We start from the raw sequence: 14,631 nt of genomic DNA, 5'->3' as shown, positions 1-14,631 counted from the left end.
TGCATTGAATGCAAATACATTTAATTCCGCTGCAATGATCTCGGGCCTCTGCTACGGTGCGCCCATGGCGGCTAAGAAGGCCGAGCAGGCGCTCGTGGACCAGTGGCGGGACATCCTCACGCTGCATGCCCGCACCCAGTGCGAACTCGACCGGGCGCTGCAGCAACACGGTTTGTGCGGCAGTGACTTCGAGGTGCTGGACGTGCTGGCGGGCGGAGAGTGCGCGCAGCGCGTACAGGAGATCGCCGAGCACGTGCACTTGAGTCAGAGCGCATTGTCGCGGCTGATCGCACGGCTGGAGAAGGACGGTCTCGTCGATCGTCACATGTGCCCCGAGGACCGGCGCGGGGTGAAGGTCGGGCTCACGGCGAAGGGGCGCGCGCTGCACGGAGACGTGCTGCCGGTGCAGCGCGCGGTGCTGACCAGAATGCTGTCGGGCTGAGCTGGTCCGGCTTCAGACGACGCCGGACGTCTCCCGCCACAGCGCGGCCACCGAGGCGTCGCCGCGTACGGCCGGGAAGGGCAACCGGTTCCACAGCGCCGGGTACAACTGCGCGACGGACCCGGCCAGTTCGCAGTCGGCCTCCCCGGTCTCGCCGCGCACCGCCGCGGGCGGCTCCTGGGACAGGCGTACGGTCCACACCGCGTCGTCCGCGTCGGTCGCCCGCACCCGCAGGACACGCGGCTCGGCGCTGCGCACCCGGCTCTTGGCGCGGGCGTGGAAGCCGAGGAGGAGTTCGTCGATGCCGTCGGCCGCGAAGGCGGGGTCGATCTCGGCCGGCGTACCGCCGCGCGCCGCCTCCGCGTCGAGGCGGTGGATCGTCGTCTCGTGCGCCTGGCGGCGGGCCCAGAAGGCGAGCGGTGACGGCGCGGGCAGGAAGTGCCAGCACTGCACGTCCACTTGGGCGCCGTCCAGGGTGTCGACGAGATGACGATGTCCCTCGCGGAACCAGGTGGTGAGCTCGGCGCCGTCCAGGCCGGGCGCGTCCACGGGCGGCTGGAAGTCCGTGTGGCCCTCGGCGACGAAGGCCGCCGCCCAGCGGTGCACCATCCCCGTGTGCCGCAGCAGGTCGCGCACCTGCCACTCCGGGCAGGTCGGCACCTTGGCGTCCGTCCCGGTGCGCTCGGCCGCCTCGGCCAGCAGGTGGCCCTCCCGGTCCAGGACGCGTATGAACTCAGCAGTCTGCATGCGGCGAGTCTGCCTGATGGAGTGCGGTCCAAGGGGCGGCGGCCGTAAGGAATTCGTCATCCGTTCAGGGATGCCGTGGGCCTCGATGATCCGTTGGAATGGGAGCGGACAGGAACCGCCACGAATCGGGGGAAGCATGAAGCGCGTACGGAAGTCGCTGATCGTCGGGGTGCTGGTGGTGGCCGTCGCGGGGGCGGGATTCGGGCTGTACTGGTTCCAGCCGTGGAAGCTGTGGCAGGACGAGACGGTGGACGAGGCCCTGCCGGTCGCGGTGGGGACGTCCGCGCCGCCCACCGCCGGGGAGACCGCCGCGCCGCCGGCGCCGAAGACCCTCGCCACGGGCGAGCTGATCAGTCACGAGCACGACACCTCCGGCAGCGTGCGGCTGGTACGGCTGACCGACGGATCCCATGTCGTCCGGCTGGAGAACCTCGACACCAGCAACGGCCCCGACCTGCGCGTCTGGCTGACCGACGCGCCCGTGAAGGAGGGCACCGCAGGCTGGCGCGTCTTCGACGACGGGCGGTACGTCAGCCTCGGCAAGCTCAAGGGCAACAAGGGCAGCCAGAACTACGCCGTACCGGCCGACGTCGAGCTGACGCAGTACAGCAGCGTCAGCATCTGGTGCGACCGGTTCGACGTCTCCTTCGGCGCGGCGGAACTCGCTCGCGCCTGAGGGAGGCGTGGGCCGTATGACGGGGGGCGGGCCGTGCGCCGGGCGGCCCCTTGCCTGCGCGGTCTGGGCCGGGCGCGTGCCGTGGTCAGCCGGTGGCCGCGCGCCGGGTCGCGAAGCCGATGGCCGCGGCGACGGCGGCGAGGGCCGCGACGCTGGTCAGGGCCGTGGGCAGGGAGAACCACTCGGCCATGAAGCCGATCGCGGGCGGCCCGAGGAGCATGCCGCCGTAGCCCAGTGTGGAGGCGGTCGCGACACCGGTCGGCCCGGCGAGCGCACCGGCACGCTCGATGGCGACCGGGAAGAGGTTGGCGAGCCCGAGCCCGGTGATCGAGAACCCGATGAGCGTGGCCCACACCGAGGGGGAGAGCGAGCCGAGGAGCATGCCCACGGCCGCGGTGGCGCCACCGGCGACGACGGTGCGGGTGCGGCCGAGCCGCTGGAGCAGCGCCGACCCCGTCAGCCGCCCGAGCGTCATGGCGAGCGCGAAACAGGAGTACCCCGCCGCCGCGAGCCCCGGTGAGGCGCCCAGGTCCTGCTCGAGGTGGAGCGCGCCCCAGTCGGCCATGGCGCCCTCGCCGTACGCCGTGCACAGCGCGATCAGTCCGAAGACGGCGACGAGCCCGCGGGTGCGCCGGTCCAGGCGCGCAGGCTTCGCCTCCTGTGGGTGCGCCGCCCGCGGCGGTTCGATCCGCAGGAGGACGCGTCCGGCGAAGAAGGTCACCGCGAGTCCGACGAGGGTCAGGCCGAACAGGTGCCGCGTGGGGGAGAGGCTGCCGGCGACCAGCCCGCCGAGGCCCGCGCCGACCATCCCGCCCAAGCTGAAGGCCGCGTGGAAGCTGGGCATGATCGGCCGCTGGAGCGCGGTGACGAGGTCGACGGCGGCGCTGTTGAAGGCGACGTTGATCCCGCCGTACGCGGCGCCGAACAGCAGCAGCACGCCGGTGAGGGCGGGGACGGAGTGGGTCAGCGGCGGCAGGGCGACGCTGAGGGAGAGCAGGACGGCGCAGACGACGGTGACCGGGTGGGTGCCGTAGCGGCGGCAGAGGCGTCCGGTGAGCGTCATGGTGATCACGGCGCCCGCGGACACGCCGAGGAGGGCGAGCCCCAGGCTTCCGGCCGAGGCGTTCACCTGCTCCTTGATCGCGGGGATGCGCACCACCCAGCCGGCGAAGACGAAGCCGTCCATGGCGAAGAAGACGGTGAGGGCGATGCGGAGGCGGGTGAGGTCGGTGGAGGTTCCCGGCACGACGTTGTGCGAACGGGGTTTGTTTATTTGCGGCACAAAGTCAGGGTAGGGAGGAGACGGGGAGAGGGCAAGGCCGCGCCGGGGAGGAGGTGATCGAGCCGTCGTCCACGGATCGCAGAGCCCCGTCGCCCGCCCCGGGTTACCTGAGCCGCGGTAATCCCGGCCCGGTGACGGGGACTTGGGCGCACGCTGCCTACGAAACGGCGGTTCACCCCGCCGCCCCTCACCGCGTACGACGGAGGCCCCCATGCCCGCCATCCAGCCACCCCCGCTGACCGCCCTCGCCGCCGAACTCGCCGTTCTGCGGCCCCGGATGGAGGCCGTGAGTCGGGCCATCCATGCCCGGCCCGAGCTGAAGTTCGCCGAGTTCCATGCCCGCCAGGTGCTGACGCGCTGGCTCTCGGAGGCCGGGTTCACGGTGACCGCCGGTGCGGGAGGCCTGGACACCGCGTTCGTCGCGGTGCACGGGAGCGGACGGCCGGGGCCCCGCGTCGCCGTGCTCGCCGAGTACGACGCCCTGCCCGGTGTCGGACACGGCTGTGGGCACAACCTCATCGCGGCCGGTGCCGTGGCCGCTGCCGTGGCCGCCGTACGGGCCCTGCCCGCGCACCCAGGAACCGTCGCCGTCATCGGCACCCCCGGTGAGGAGATGGGCGGCGCCGGGAAGGTACGGCTTGCCGAGGCCGGGGTGTTCGAGGGGGTGGACGCGGCGCTGATGTTCCACCCTGCCGACCGGTCCGTGACGACTCAGCACGCGCTGGCCGCCGCGCATCTGCGGATCGACTTCACCGGCGTCAGCGCCCACGCCGCCAGGTCGCCCTGGGAGGGGCGCAGCGCGCTGGCCGCCGCGCAGCTCTTCCTCAACGCCGTCGATTCCCTGCGGCAGTTCGTCCGGCCCACCGCGCGGCTGCACGGCGTCGTCACGGACGGCGGACAGGCCCCGAACGTCGTACCGGCCCACGCCGCCGTCGAGTTGTACGTCAGGGACCGCACGACCGCGGCCACCGAAGCGCTGGTCGAGCGGGTCCGCGCCGCCGCGGAGGGCGCGGCGCTCGCCACCGGGACGACCGGGGCGGTGTCCGAGACCGGGCCGCTGTACGCGGAGCGCCGCGACAGCGCGGTGCTCGCCGAGCGGTTCGGGTGGGCGGTGCGCGAACTGGGCCTGGACATCGGACCCGGCGCCGCCGACACCCCGGCCGGCTCCTCCGACATCGGCAACCTCTCCCACCTCCTGCCGGTCATCCACCCGTACATCCAGATCGCCGACCCGGGTACGCCCGCGCACTCGGAGGCGATGCGGGTGGCGGCGGCGAGCCTGCTCGCCCACGACCGCACCGAGCTCGCGGCGATCGGACTGGCCCGCGTGGTCACCGAACTCCTGCTCGACAGCGCCCTGTTGGCGGCGGCACGGGCGGAGTTCGCCGGGGCCCTGACGTGAGCCGTACCCCCCGCCTACACTTCCCGCCATGCCGGTCGTGATCGTCCTGGAAGGGGCCGGCCCCGGCCGCTTCACCGTCGCCGTGTCCCCGCTCGCGGAACTCGCCGCCAGCCTGCACGTCCTGACCGAGCACGCCCACCACGCCGAACACGCACCCTGGGCCGAGGGGATCACCCGCGCCGCGCCTCCCGCCTTCCGGGCCGGCTTGCGCCGCTTCGCCCCGCTGTGGACGGCGCTGCGCTGGCGCGGGTTCTACCCGGGGCTGGCCGCGCCGCTCGCGACCCTGCCGACGGACCGGTTCGCCGAACTCACCGCCCAGACCTGCGTCAGCGGTTACCGGGGCTTCGACTTCGCCCGGCTGCTGCACGATCCGGCACAGGCCGGTGCGCTGCGCCGGGCGGCCTCCGGTCTGCCCGCACCGCACCCGGCCCTCGCCGAGGACCTGCTGCGCGACCCGGAGCGGCTGCGCGGCGACATCCTCGCCTTCCTCGCCCTGTGCCGCCGCGTCTACTTCACCGACCTGTGGACGGCGACCGAGCCCGCGCTCGCCCGGGCCGCGCACCTGGTCCGGCAGCGGCTCGCGGACGAGGGAGCGGAGGCCGCCCTGCTCTCGCTCAGCCCCTCCAGCGCACGCCCGGCCGGACCCGCGCGGGTCGTCTTCGACAAGGTGCACCACGCGGTGATCAACCCGGTCCGCACACCGGTCCTGCTCATCCCCACCCGTTACGGCGCCCCGCACCTGCTGGTGAAGGACGAACCGGGGCTGCCGCCGGTCGTCCACTTCCCGGTCGACGCCCCGCAGATAGGCGTCACCCTCGCCCGCAGCCGCATGCTGGCGCTCACCGATCCGCGCCGCGTCCGCCTGTGCCGCCTCATCGCCCGCCAGGCCATGACCACGGCCGACCTCGCCGACCGGCTCGCGATGACCCGCCCCCAGGTCTCCCGCCACCTGCGCGCCCTGCGCGACCTCGGCCTCGTCCGCATGGAGCGAAACGGCCGGTACGTCCACTACGGCCTGGACACCGCCGCGGTGGAACGCATCGGCCGGGACGTGGTGACCGCCCTCCAGTACTGAAGGAGCGACGGCTGCCCCGGCACGGCGCCCGCCCCGCGAGACGGGCCTTGTCGGCGTCCTTCCGGGTCTGGCACGATCGCTGCTCCTGTCACTCGAGGCCATGGACGTCGGCCGTCAAGGAGGCCCGGTGCGCAACCGGTTGCTGTGGATCGCGGCGGCCACGGCGCTCATCGTGGCGTCCCTGACCGTGGTGCTGCTCTCCGACGGCAAGGCCGAGGCCGAACGCCCCGCCGCGGCCCCGCCGTCACCAGTTCACCGGCGAACGCCCCGGCCACCACACGGGCCCCCGCACCCCGTACGACCGACTCCTCGGCCAAGCCGTCCGCCTCCCGCAAGCCCTCCGCCTCCGCGACCTCCGCCCCGCCGAAACCGTCGGCCGGCCGCACCTCTCAAGTGCCCTCCTCCAGCGCCGCTTTGGCCGGGCGCATCCGGCCCGGCGTCAGCTATCGGGGAATGGCCACCTTCTACGACTCCGACGGTACGGGCGCCTGCATGTACGACGCGAGCGACGACGTCATGACGGCGGCGATGAACCACACCGACTACGAGACCGCCAAGGCGTGCGGGGCGTACGTGACGGTCCGCGCCGCCGACGGGCGGTCCGTCACGGTGCGCGTCACCAACGAATGCCCGGAGTGCGCACCCGGCCACCTCGACCTCAGCGCCGAGGCCTTCGCCGCACTCGCCACGCCCTCCGCCGGACAGATCCCCATCACGTGGGAGCTGGCGAGCCCCAGCGACGCCGGCGCGCTGGCCGTCCGGTACAAGACCGGGTCCAGCCGTCACTGGTGCGGCATCCAGGTGATCGGCCACCGCAATCCGGTGGCCCGGCTGGAAGTCGGCACCGGCAGCGGATGGCGTCCGCTGCCGCGCGCCGAGTACAACTACTTCCTCGCCGAGGACGGGGGCGGGTGCGGCGGCGCCATCCGGGTGACCGACATCCACGGGGAACGGCTCACCATCCAGGGAATCGGGATCCGGCCGGACGCCGTGCAGCCGACCCGGGTGCAGTTCGCCCGGCACTGAGGACGCCGCGCACGGCCGCGCCTATGCCGCCCGAGCGCCGACCGACCAACAAGCGGCGGTGAAGCGGACCTCCTCGCCCTGCACATACCTGTCGAAGGCGGGACGGACCGTCTCGACGAGCCGGGTCCGGGTCGGCTCGTCCACGTCGGGCAGGATCAGGCCGAGCGGGCCGAGCCGGGTGAAGTAGCGCACCAGGTCCGCGGTGGGCAGGACGCAGGTGACGTCGACCGGCCGGATGTCGATCTCGGCCCACCCGCTTGCGCTGAGCAGGTGCCGGACCTTGTCCGGGTCCGCGAAGGCGAACTGTCCCGGCCCGTCCGGGCGGCGGGCGGGGAGGTCGGGGAGCACGGGTGCGGCGGCCCGTTCGGCCGTCGTCATGAACGGGTTGTCCTCGGCGCCGCGCCAGGCGACGAACCGCAGTGCGGCGCCGTCCTCGGCCGCGCGCCGGAGATTGGCGAAGGCGCGGACCGAGTCGTTGAAGAACATCACGCCGAAGCGCGAGACGACGGTGTCGAAGGCCGCGGGTACGAAGGCGTACTCCTGCGCGTCGGCCAGGATGAACGACGCCGGGGCGCCCTCCCTCGCGGCACGTTCCTGTGCTGCGGTGACCATCGGTTCCGAGATGTCGATGCCGACGCAGCTGCCCGCCGGGCCCAGGCGCCGGGCCACCGCCACCGTCGTACTGCCGGTGCCGCAGCCGACATCGAGGACCCGGCCGGCGTGCCCGGCGGGCACCGCCTCCACGAGGACCTCCTGCAGGGGCCGGAGCATCTCGTCCAGCAACGCCTGTTCCTCGACCCAGACATGGCCCGCTCGGTTCCAACGGGCTGCCTGGTCGTCATCGGTGCTGTGTGTCACGTTCCTCATCGTCTCCCCTGCTTGCCGTCACCGGGCGGAGATGACAGCTTGCTACTTCAAGCCGACTTGAGGTCAAGAGGATGACGGATCTGGACATCGCCGAGGTGGCGCGCCGCGCCGGACTGCCCGCCTCGACCCTGCGGTACTACGAGGAGAAGGGGCTGATCGCCTCCACCGGCAGGCGGGGCCTGCGCCGCCAGTACGACCCCGGCGTGCTGGAGCGCCTGGCGCTGATCGTGCTGGGCCGCACCGCCGGGTTCTCCCTCGACGAGATCGCCCGGATGTTCGCCCCCGACGGGACGCCGGACATCGACCGGCGGCTGCTCGCGGCGAAGGCGGACGAACTGGAGGCGAGGATTCGCGAACTCGGCGTCCTGCGCGACTCCCTCCGGCACGCCGCGGCCTGTCCCGCACCCAGCCATCTGCAGTGCCCCACCTTCCGCCGCCTCCTGCGGGCGGCCGGAACCGGTGGACCGCTGCCGTCTGCCGCGGCGCGCCGCGTCGCTCGTGCGCGTCGGTGAGGAAGGCAGGCAGGTCGCGGCGGAAGCGCGGGGGGATTGAATTCGCGACCCGAACTTTCCCCGGACACCGCTCAGTTCCGGGCCCCGGCACGGTCTAACCCCATGAAAGGCATCCCGAGCCCGAACCCCGAACAGGAGACCGTGCCATGAGCGTGACCACGCCCCAGACCCGGACCCGGAGCACCCTCGACTCCTCCCTCGCCCAGCGCCCCGTATGGCTCGTCGGCATCGTGGCCACCGTCGCCGGCGCCGTCGTGACCGAAGCCTTCGCGCTCGGCGCGCGGGCGGCCGGGGTCCCGATGGACGCGGCCAGTCCGGGAGCCGAGAAGGCGGCGGAGATCCCGGTGGGCGGCTTCGCGGGCGGCGTGCTGTTCTGGTCGGTCGCCGGCATCGTCCTCGCCGTCATGCTCGCCCGCTTCGCCCGGCGGCCCGCCCGCGTCTTCACGGTCACCACCGTCGCGCTCACCGCGCTGTCGCTGGTCGGCCCGGCCGTCGCCCCGCACACGGCCACCTCCACGCAGATCGTGCTGGCCGTGTCCCATCTGGTCGCCGCGGCAGTGATCATCCCCCTGCTGGCGCGCCGGCTCTCCCAGCAGCAGCGGTGAGCCGTACGGCCCGGAGCTGCCCTCCGTGACGCGCCATCAGGTCAGTTGTCCCGGACCCTTGACTCGAAGTGACCCAGTCGTCATCCTCGACCCACGTATTGGACTGGTCATGACAATGTCGTCATGCCGTTCCAGGAGGGTGGGTCCATGGCTCGACTCCCGTACCGCCGACGCAAGGACGTCACGGTCGCGTCGCTGCTCCTGCTGGTCCTGGCCCTGCTGCTCGGCCCCGCGCCGAGCTCGGCGGCCGGGACCGACTGGTGGCAGCCGACGGCGCGGCCGACGCCGGACTCTCAGATCAACGTCACCGGCGAGCCGTTCACCGGCACCAACGCGCAGGGCGAGGTGCGCGGCTTCGCCGACGTGCACAACCACCTCTTCTCCAACGAGGCGTTCGGCGGCCGGCTCATCTGCGGCAAGACCTTCTCCGAGGCCGGGATCGCCGACGCCCTCAAAGACTGCCCCGAGCACTACCCAGACGGCTCCCTCGCCGTCTTCGACTTCATCACCAACGGCGGCGACGGCAGGCACGACCCGGTCGGCTGGCCCACCTTCAAGGACTGGCCCGCCCATGACTCGCTCACCCACCAGCAGAACTACTACGCCTGGGTGGAGCGTGCCTGGCGCGGCGGCCAGCGGGTCCTCGTCAACGACCTCGTCACCAACGGCGTGATCTGCTCGGTCTACTTCTTCAAGGACCGCTCCTGCGACGAGATGACGTCGATCCGCCTTCAGGCGAAGCTGAGTTACGACCTCCAGGCCTACATCGACAAGATGTACGGCGGCACCGGCAAGGGCTGGTTCCGGATCGTCACCGACAGCGCCCAGGCCCGCCAGGTCATCGAGCAGGGCAAGCTGGCGGTCGTCCTCGGCGTCGAGACCTCCGAGCCCTTCGGCTGCAAGCAGATCCTGGACATCCCGCAGTGCAGCAGGGCCGACATCGACAAGGGCCTGGACGAGCTGTACGACCTGGGCGTGCGCAGCATGTTCCTGTGCCACAAGTTCGACAACGCGCTGTGCGGCGTCCGCTTCGACTCCGGCACGCTCGGCACCGCCATCAACGTCGGCCAGTTCCTGTCGACCGGCACCTTCTGGAAGACCGAGCAGTGCACCGGCCCCCAGCGCGACAACCCCATCGGCAACGCCACGGCCGCCGAGGCCGAGGCGAAGCTCCCGGCGGGCGTCGACGTGCCCTCGTACGCCAGCGGCGCGCAGTGCAACGTGCGCGGGCTCAGCGACCTCGGTGAGTACGCGGTGCGGGGCATGATGAACCGCGGCATGATGCTGGAGATCGACCACATGAGCGTCAAGGCCACCGGCCGGGTGCTCGACATCTTCGAGGCCGAGTCCTACCCCGGCGTGCTCTCCTCGCACAGCTGGATGGACATGGACTGGACCGAGCGGGTCTACGGCCTCGGCGGCTTCATCGGCCAGTACATGCACGGCTCCGAGGGCTTCATCGCCGAGGCGGAGCGCACCGAGGCACTGCGCGACAAGTACGGCGTGGGCTACGCCTACGGCACCGACATGAACGGCGTCGGCGGCTGGCCGGCACCGCGCGGAGCGGACGCCCCGAACAAGGTCGCGTACCCCTTCACGAGCGTCGACGGCGGCTCCGTGATCGACAGGCAGACCACCGGACAGCGCACCTGGGACCTGAACACCGACGGCGCCGCCCACTACGGCCTCGTCCCCGACTGGATCGAGGACATCCGCAGGGTCGGCGGCCAGGAGGTGGTGGACGACCTCTTCCGGGGCGCCGAGTCCTACCTCGACACCTGGGGCGCATCCGAGAGCCACCGCTCCGCGGTGAACCTCGCCGACCACGCTCCCGCGGCGGCCAGTTCGGCGGAGTGGAACCTGTTCACCAGCTATGCGCCCGGCCGGGCCGCCGACGGGGACCGGGGCACCCGCTGGGCCAGCGACTGGAGCGACGACCAGTGGCTGCGGATCGACCTGGGCGCCACCCACCGCGTCGGCCGGGTCACCCTCGACTGGGAGCGCGCCTACGGCAAGTCGTACCGGGTCGACCTCTCCACCGACGGGCAGAGCTGGCGGACCGCCTGGTCCACCACCGCCGGCGACGGCGGCCTGGACACCGCCCGGTTCACCGGCACCCCCGCCCGCTACGTACGCGTCCTCGGTCTGGAACGCGGCACGCAATGGGGGTACTCACTGCACGAGGTGAGCGTCCACAGCGACTGAGCGCCGGTACGAGCACGAGGGACACGCACATGGCACGCATGCCGTCCGCGGAACGGCGCCTGCAGCTGACGGAAGCGGCGATCAGGGCGATGGCCCGGGACGGCGTCGCACGGACGACGACCCGGTCCATCGCCGCCGAGGCAGGCGTGTCCCTCAGCGTCTTCCACTACTGCTTCGACTCCAAGCAGGCCCTGGTGGAGTCCGTCATCACGACCATCACCGACCACTACGTGACGCTGGTGCGGCAGGCCCTGGTCCCCAGGTCCACCCTCCAGGAGACCGTCCGGGCCGCACTCCAGGCGTACTGGGACCACGTCCGCACCCACCCCGACGAGCACATGCTCACCTACGAACTCACCCAGTACGCCCTGCGCCGCCCGGGGTTCGAGCATCTGGCCCGGCGCCAGCACGAGCTGTACCGCGACACCTACGCCGACCTCATCGAGCAGCTGAGCCGGACCATGGACCTCCGGCTGCGGGTGCCCGTTCCGGTGCTGGCCCGCTATCTGGCCGCGATGACGGACGGACTGACCCTCAACTACCTCGTGCTGGGCGACGAGGAATCCTGGGTCGGCGTCCTGGACACGGTCACCGCGCACATCGCCGGACTCGTGGACGGGTCATGACCGGCCGGTGACGCCCGAACGGCCCCGGTTGACCGGTCCCTTCCGGCCGATCGTTTCCGCCGCATGGTGCACGACCCGGGAACGATCCATGCTGGGAAGTCCGCCTACCGTCCGGAGGCCCCCATGCGCGAACCGTCCGTCCTCGCCTCGCTGGTGTCCGCCCTGCGGGAGGGCGCGATCGACGTCGTCGACCTCACCGCGCCGCTGTCGGCGGCGACCCCGCTGATCCAGCTGCCGTCCGAGTTCGGGCAGACGGCGGCCTTCGAGCTGCAGGAGATCAGCCGGTACGACGGCCGCGGACCGGCCTGGTACTGGAACAACTTCCGTACCGGCGAACACACCGGAACCCACTTCGACGCCCCCAACCACTGGGTGACAGGCAAGCATCTCGCCGACGTGGCATCCGTACCGGCGGGCCGGCTGGTCGCGCCCGCCGCGGTGCTGGACTTCACCGCGGAGGCGGAGCGCGATCCGGACTTCCTCCTGGACGTGGACCATGTGAAGGCGTGGGAGGCGGAGCACGGCCCCCTGCCCGACGGCGGCTGGCTGCTGTTGCGCACCGGCTGGGACGCCCGTGCGCAGTCGCAGGAGGAGTTCCTGAACGCCGACGACAACGGCCCGCACACACCGGGCCTGTCGCCGGAGTGCGCACGCTGGGTCGCCGAGGAGTCGCCGGTGATCGGACTGGGCGTGGAGACGGTCGGCACGGACGCCGGACGCGCACACGCCCTCGAACCGGCCTTTCCCTGCCACTCCTACCTCATGGGCAACGACAAGTACGGCCTGACCCAGTTGCAGAACCTGGCGCTGCTGCCGCCGACGGGCTGCGTCCTGATCGCCGGACCGCTGCCCATCGTCACCGGTTCCGGCTCTCCCGCCCGGGTGCTGGCCCTGGTGGAGCACTGATGGAAAGGCCGTACGCCCTGCCGGTTCAGTTCACCTTCAGCTCGTAGAAGCCCCGCCCGAAGGTCGCCGCCACCAGCCGCCGGTGCCCCGGGTCGTACTCGATGTCGTCCACCGGCACGGCGGGCATGCCGCGTCCCAGCCGCATCCAGTGCCCGCCGCCCTTGAAGCTCGCGAACACGCCCTGGTCGGTGCCGATGTACAGGGCGCCCCCCTTGGCGACGACGAGGTCGTTGACGGGGGCCGCGGGGAGGTTGCCGGACAGGTTCCGCCAGGTCGCCCCGCCGTCGGTGCTGGCGTGGACGTGGGGGAGCGGTGAGCCGGAGCGGTAGCCGGAGTGGGTCGTCCACACCCGGTCGGGGTCGCGCGGATCGACGACCACCCGGGTCACCCAGGGCCGGCCCTCCGCGAGCTTGGTCCAGGTCGCCCCGAGGTCCTTGGTGACCCACACCCGGCCGTCGTCCGTGCCGACGTACACCGTGCGGCCGTCGGAGGCGGGCGCGATCGACGTGATGGTCCCGAAGTTGGTGTAGATCGGGTCCGCGCCCGGTCCGCCGGTCAGATCCGGGCTGATGGGCTGCCAGGTCACGCCGCCGTCCGTGGAGCGGTTGAGCACCTCGGCGCCGTAGTAGAGGATCTTCGGATTGCGCGGGTCGAGGACGACCGGGGTGAACCAGTTGCGGCGCTTGAACGTCGTGCCGTCGGAGAAGTACGTGAGGGTGTCGCCGCCGTCGGTGGAGCGGAAGCAGTTGCCGTACTGGTAGCAGGCGTACACCGTGTTCACGTCGGTCGGGTCGATCAGGTTCTCCTCGCCGTCGCCGCCGAGGTACTCGTTGAAGCCGTCCCCGCCCCACGAGCGCAGGGAGCCGTTGTCCTGGGAGCCGCCGGAGATCCGGGTGACGTCCTGCGGGCTGATCGCGGCGCTGTAGAGCTGGGTGTACGGCTCGTGCCGGGCCTTGACCCAGCCGCCGTCGCCGTCGGAGTCCGAGCGGTAGACGCCGCCGTCGTTGCCGAGGTAGACGCGGCCCGGCCGGCGCGGGTCCCACACCATGGCGTGGTGGTCGACATGGATGCTGGTGCCGTCCGCGGTCCAGGTGGCGCCGCCGTCCTTCGTGGTGAGCAGGGCGACCCCCGCCACATGGACGTGCTCGGTGTTCCGGGGGTCGATCCACACCTTGCCGAACCACCAGCCGAAGCTGGACTGGGAGTTGGCCAGATCGGTGTTGTCCGGTGCGCGGTTCCAGCTGTCGCCGCCGTCGGAGGAGGCGTAGAAGCCCTCGAAGGGGCCGCTCGCCTTGTTGACGATCGCGTAGAGGCGGTCCCCGGCCACGGCGAGGCCGATGCGTCCCACGTCCGGTCCCGCGGCGGGCAGTCCGCCGCCGAGCCGCCGCCAGGTCGCGCCGTCGTCGTCACTGCGGAAGACGCCTGAGCCGACACCGCCGTAGGTCCGCAGGTCGGGGCGGCGGCGGTGGTCCCACAGGACGGCGTAGAGGCGGTTGCCGTCCTTGACGATCTCGGTGGCGCCGGTGAACTCGTTCGCGCCCGCGAGGATCCGCTGCCAGGTCGCGCCCCCGTCCTCGGTGCGGTAGACGCCCCGGTCGCCGCCGCCGTTGTAGAGCGAGCCCGCCGCGGCGACGTAGATGCGGCGCGGGTCGGCCGGGTCGACGGTGATGGCGCTGATCGCGCCGGAGTCGCGCAGGCCGAGCGACTGCCAGCTGCGGCCGCCGTCCTTGCTGCGGTACAGCCCGGTCCCCTCGTAGGTGATGCTGCCGCCACCGGGGTTGGGCTCGCCGGTGCCCACGTAGAGGGTGCCGTCGGGGGCGGTCGTCACCGCGCCCATGGCCTGGGTCCAGCTGTCCGGCCACACCGAGTGGAAGGTCTGCCCGGCGTCGGTGCTGCGCCACAGGCCGCCGCTCGCGGCCGCCGCGTACAGGGTGTCGGCGCGCCGGGGGTCGAGGGCGAGGGAGACGATCCGGCCGCCGATGTCGGTCGGCCCCACGCTCTTCCAGCGCCCGCCCACCACGGGCAGTTGACGGGCCTGGGCCGCGGCGAGGTCATGGGCGTGGCGGGGGATCGGCTGCCCGGGCAGGGTCTTCTGCAGATAGCGGTACTCCGCGGGTGCCGCAGGGCCCCGGACCGGCCGGTACACATCGGTCGGCGGCGGTGGTGGCGCCGCGGACGCCGGCGCCCCGAGCAGGGCGGCCCCGGTTACCGCGGCCAGCATCAGCGACAGCAGACCTCTGCCCATGAGAACCCCTTTGTA

General features: G+C 72.3%; 14 protein-coding genes. 10 read left to right on the top strand and 4 right to left on the bottom strand.

Features of this window, described 5'->3' with window-relative positions:
* Positions 1–64: 64 nt before the first annotated feature.
* On the top strand, positions 65–442 hold the full coding sequence (locus M8H82_RS11820; RefSeq protein ID WP_250072995.1) for a MarR family winged helix-turn-helix transcriptional regulator: 378 nt from the start codon (positions 65–67) through the stop codon (positions 440–442).
* 12 nt (positions 443–454) lie between these two features.
* Here M8H82_RS11820 and M8H82_RS11815 read toward each other — a convergent pair whose 3' ends face one another.
* Entirely contained in the window at positions 455–1,189 is a 735-nt protein-coding gene (locus tag M8H82_RS11815) for a maleylpyruvate isomerase family mycothiol-dependent enzyme (RefSeq protein ID WP_250072993.1), read from the bottom strand.
* Between the two features lie 136 nt (positions 1,190–1,325).
* Here M8H82_RS11815 and M8H82_RS11810 point away from each other — a divergent pair, with 136 nt between their 5' ends.
* On the top strand, positions 1,326–1,865 hold the full coding sequence (locus tag M8H82_RS11810) for a DM13 domain-containing protein (protein ID WP_250072990.1): 540 nt from the start codon (positions 1,326–1,328) through the stop codon (positions 1,863–1,865).
* Between the two features lie 85 nt (positions 1,866–1,950).
* Here M8H82_RS11810 and M8H82_RS11805 read toward each other — a convergent pair whose 3' ends face one another.
* Positions 1,951–3,111: an MFS transporter gene (locus M8H82_RS11805; RefSeq protein ID WP_250073081.1), complete on the bottom strand. Its 1,161-nt coding sequence runs from the start codon at positions 3,109–3,111 to the stop codon at positions 1,951–1,953.
* A 247-nt stretch (positions 3,112–3,358) separates the two neighbouring features.
* Between M8H82_RS11805 and M8H82_RS11800 the strand changes: the two genes are divergently transcribed.
* The 3 genes from M8H82_RS11800 (at position 3,359) to M8H82_RS36615 (ending at position 6,650) form a co-directional block, all read left to right on the top strand.
* Positions 3,359–4,549: a M20 family metallopeptidase gene (locus M8H82_RS11800; protein WP_250072988.1), complete on the top strand. Its 1,191-nt coding sequence runs from the start codon at positions 3,359–3,361 to the stop codon at positions 4,547–4,549.
* Between the two features lie 28 nt (positions 4,550–4,577).
* Positions 4,578–5,624, top strand: coding sequence for a DUF5937 family protein (locus M8H82_RS11795; protein WP_284048773.1), 1,047 nt, complete (start codon positions 4,578–4,580; stop codon positions 5,622–5,624).
* A gap of 453 nt (positions 5,625–6,077) precedes the next feature.
* Positions 6,078–6,650: an expansin EXLX1 family cellulose-binding protein gene (locus M8H82_RS36615; protein ID WP_308293248.1), complete on the top strand. Its 573-nt coding sequence runs from the start codon at positions 6,078–6,080 to the stop codon at positions 6,648–6,650.
* A gap of 21 nt (positions 6,651–6,671) precedes the next feature.
* Here the strand turns inward: M8H82_RS36615 and M8H82_RS11780 are convergent, their stop codons facing one another.
* Positions 6,672–7,517 (bottom strand): class I SAM-dependent methyltransferase, encoded by an 846-nt coding sequence (locus tag M8H82_RS11780; protein WP_250072986.1) that lies wholly within the window; start codon positions 7,515–7,517, stop codon positions 6,672–6,674.
* Positions 7,518–7,588: 71 nt separating this feature from the next.
* Here M8H82_RS11780 and M8H82_RS11775 point away from each other — a divergent pair, with 71 nt between their 5' ends.
* The 5 genes from M8H82_RS11775 (at position 7,589) to M8H82_RS11755 (ending at position 12,371) form a co-directional block, all read left to right on the top strand.
* Positions 7,589–8,029 (top strand): helix-turn-helix domain-containing protein, encoded by a 441-nt coding sequence (locus M8H82_RS11775; protein WP_250072983.1) that lies wholly within the window; start codon positions 7,589–7,591, stop codon positions 8,027–8,029.
* Between the two features lie 146 nt (positions 8,030–8,175).
* Positions 8,176–8,634 carry a DUF6069 family protein gene (locus tag M8H82_RS11770; protein WP_250072979.1) on the top strand — a complete coding sequence of 153 codons (459 nt, stop codon included), beginning with the start codon at positions 8,176–8,178 and terminating at the stop codon, positions 8,632–8,634.
* 147 nt (positions 8,635–8,781) lie between these two features.
* Positions 8,782–10,839: a discoidin domain-containing protein gene (locus tag M8H82_RS11765; RefSeq protein ID WP_250072977.1), complete on the top strand. Its 2,058-nt coding sequence runs from the start codon at positions 8,782–8,784 to the stop codon at positions 10,837–10,839.
* Between the two features lie 29 nt (positions 10,840–10,868).
* Entirely contained in the window at positions 10,869–11,465 is a 597-nt protein-coding gene (locus M8H82_RS11760; RefSeq protein ID WP_250072975.1) for a TetR/AcrR family transcriptional regulator, read from the top strand.
* A gap of 123 nt (positions 11,466–11,588) precedes the next feature.
* The gene (locus tag M8H82_RS11755; protein WP_250072965.1) at positions 11,589–12,371 is read left to right on the top strand and encodes a cyclase family protein; all 783 of its coding nucleotides are present in this window, start codon (positions 11,589–11,591) and stop codon (positions 12,369–12,371) included.
* Positions 12,372–12,396: 25 nt separating this feature from the next.
* Here M8H82_RS11755 and M8H82_RS11750 read toward each other — a convergent pair whose 3' ends face one another.
* On the bottom strand, positions 12,397–14,616 hold the full coding sequence (locus tag M8H82_RS11750) for an exo-alpha-sialidase (protein ID WP_250072964.1): 2,220 nt from the start codon (positions 14,614–14,616) through the stop codon (positions 12,397–12,399).
* Positions 14,617–14,631 lie beyond the last annotated feature (15 nt).

This window comes from Streptomyces sp. YS415 (genome assembly GCF_023544665.1).
Classification (GTDB): Bacteria; Actinomycetota; Actinomycetes; order Streptomycetales; family Streptomycetaceae; genus Streptomyces.
Note: the sequence above shows the minus strand (reverse complement) of the source record. Positions and strands in the feature narration are given on the sequence as shown.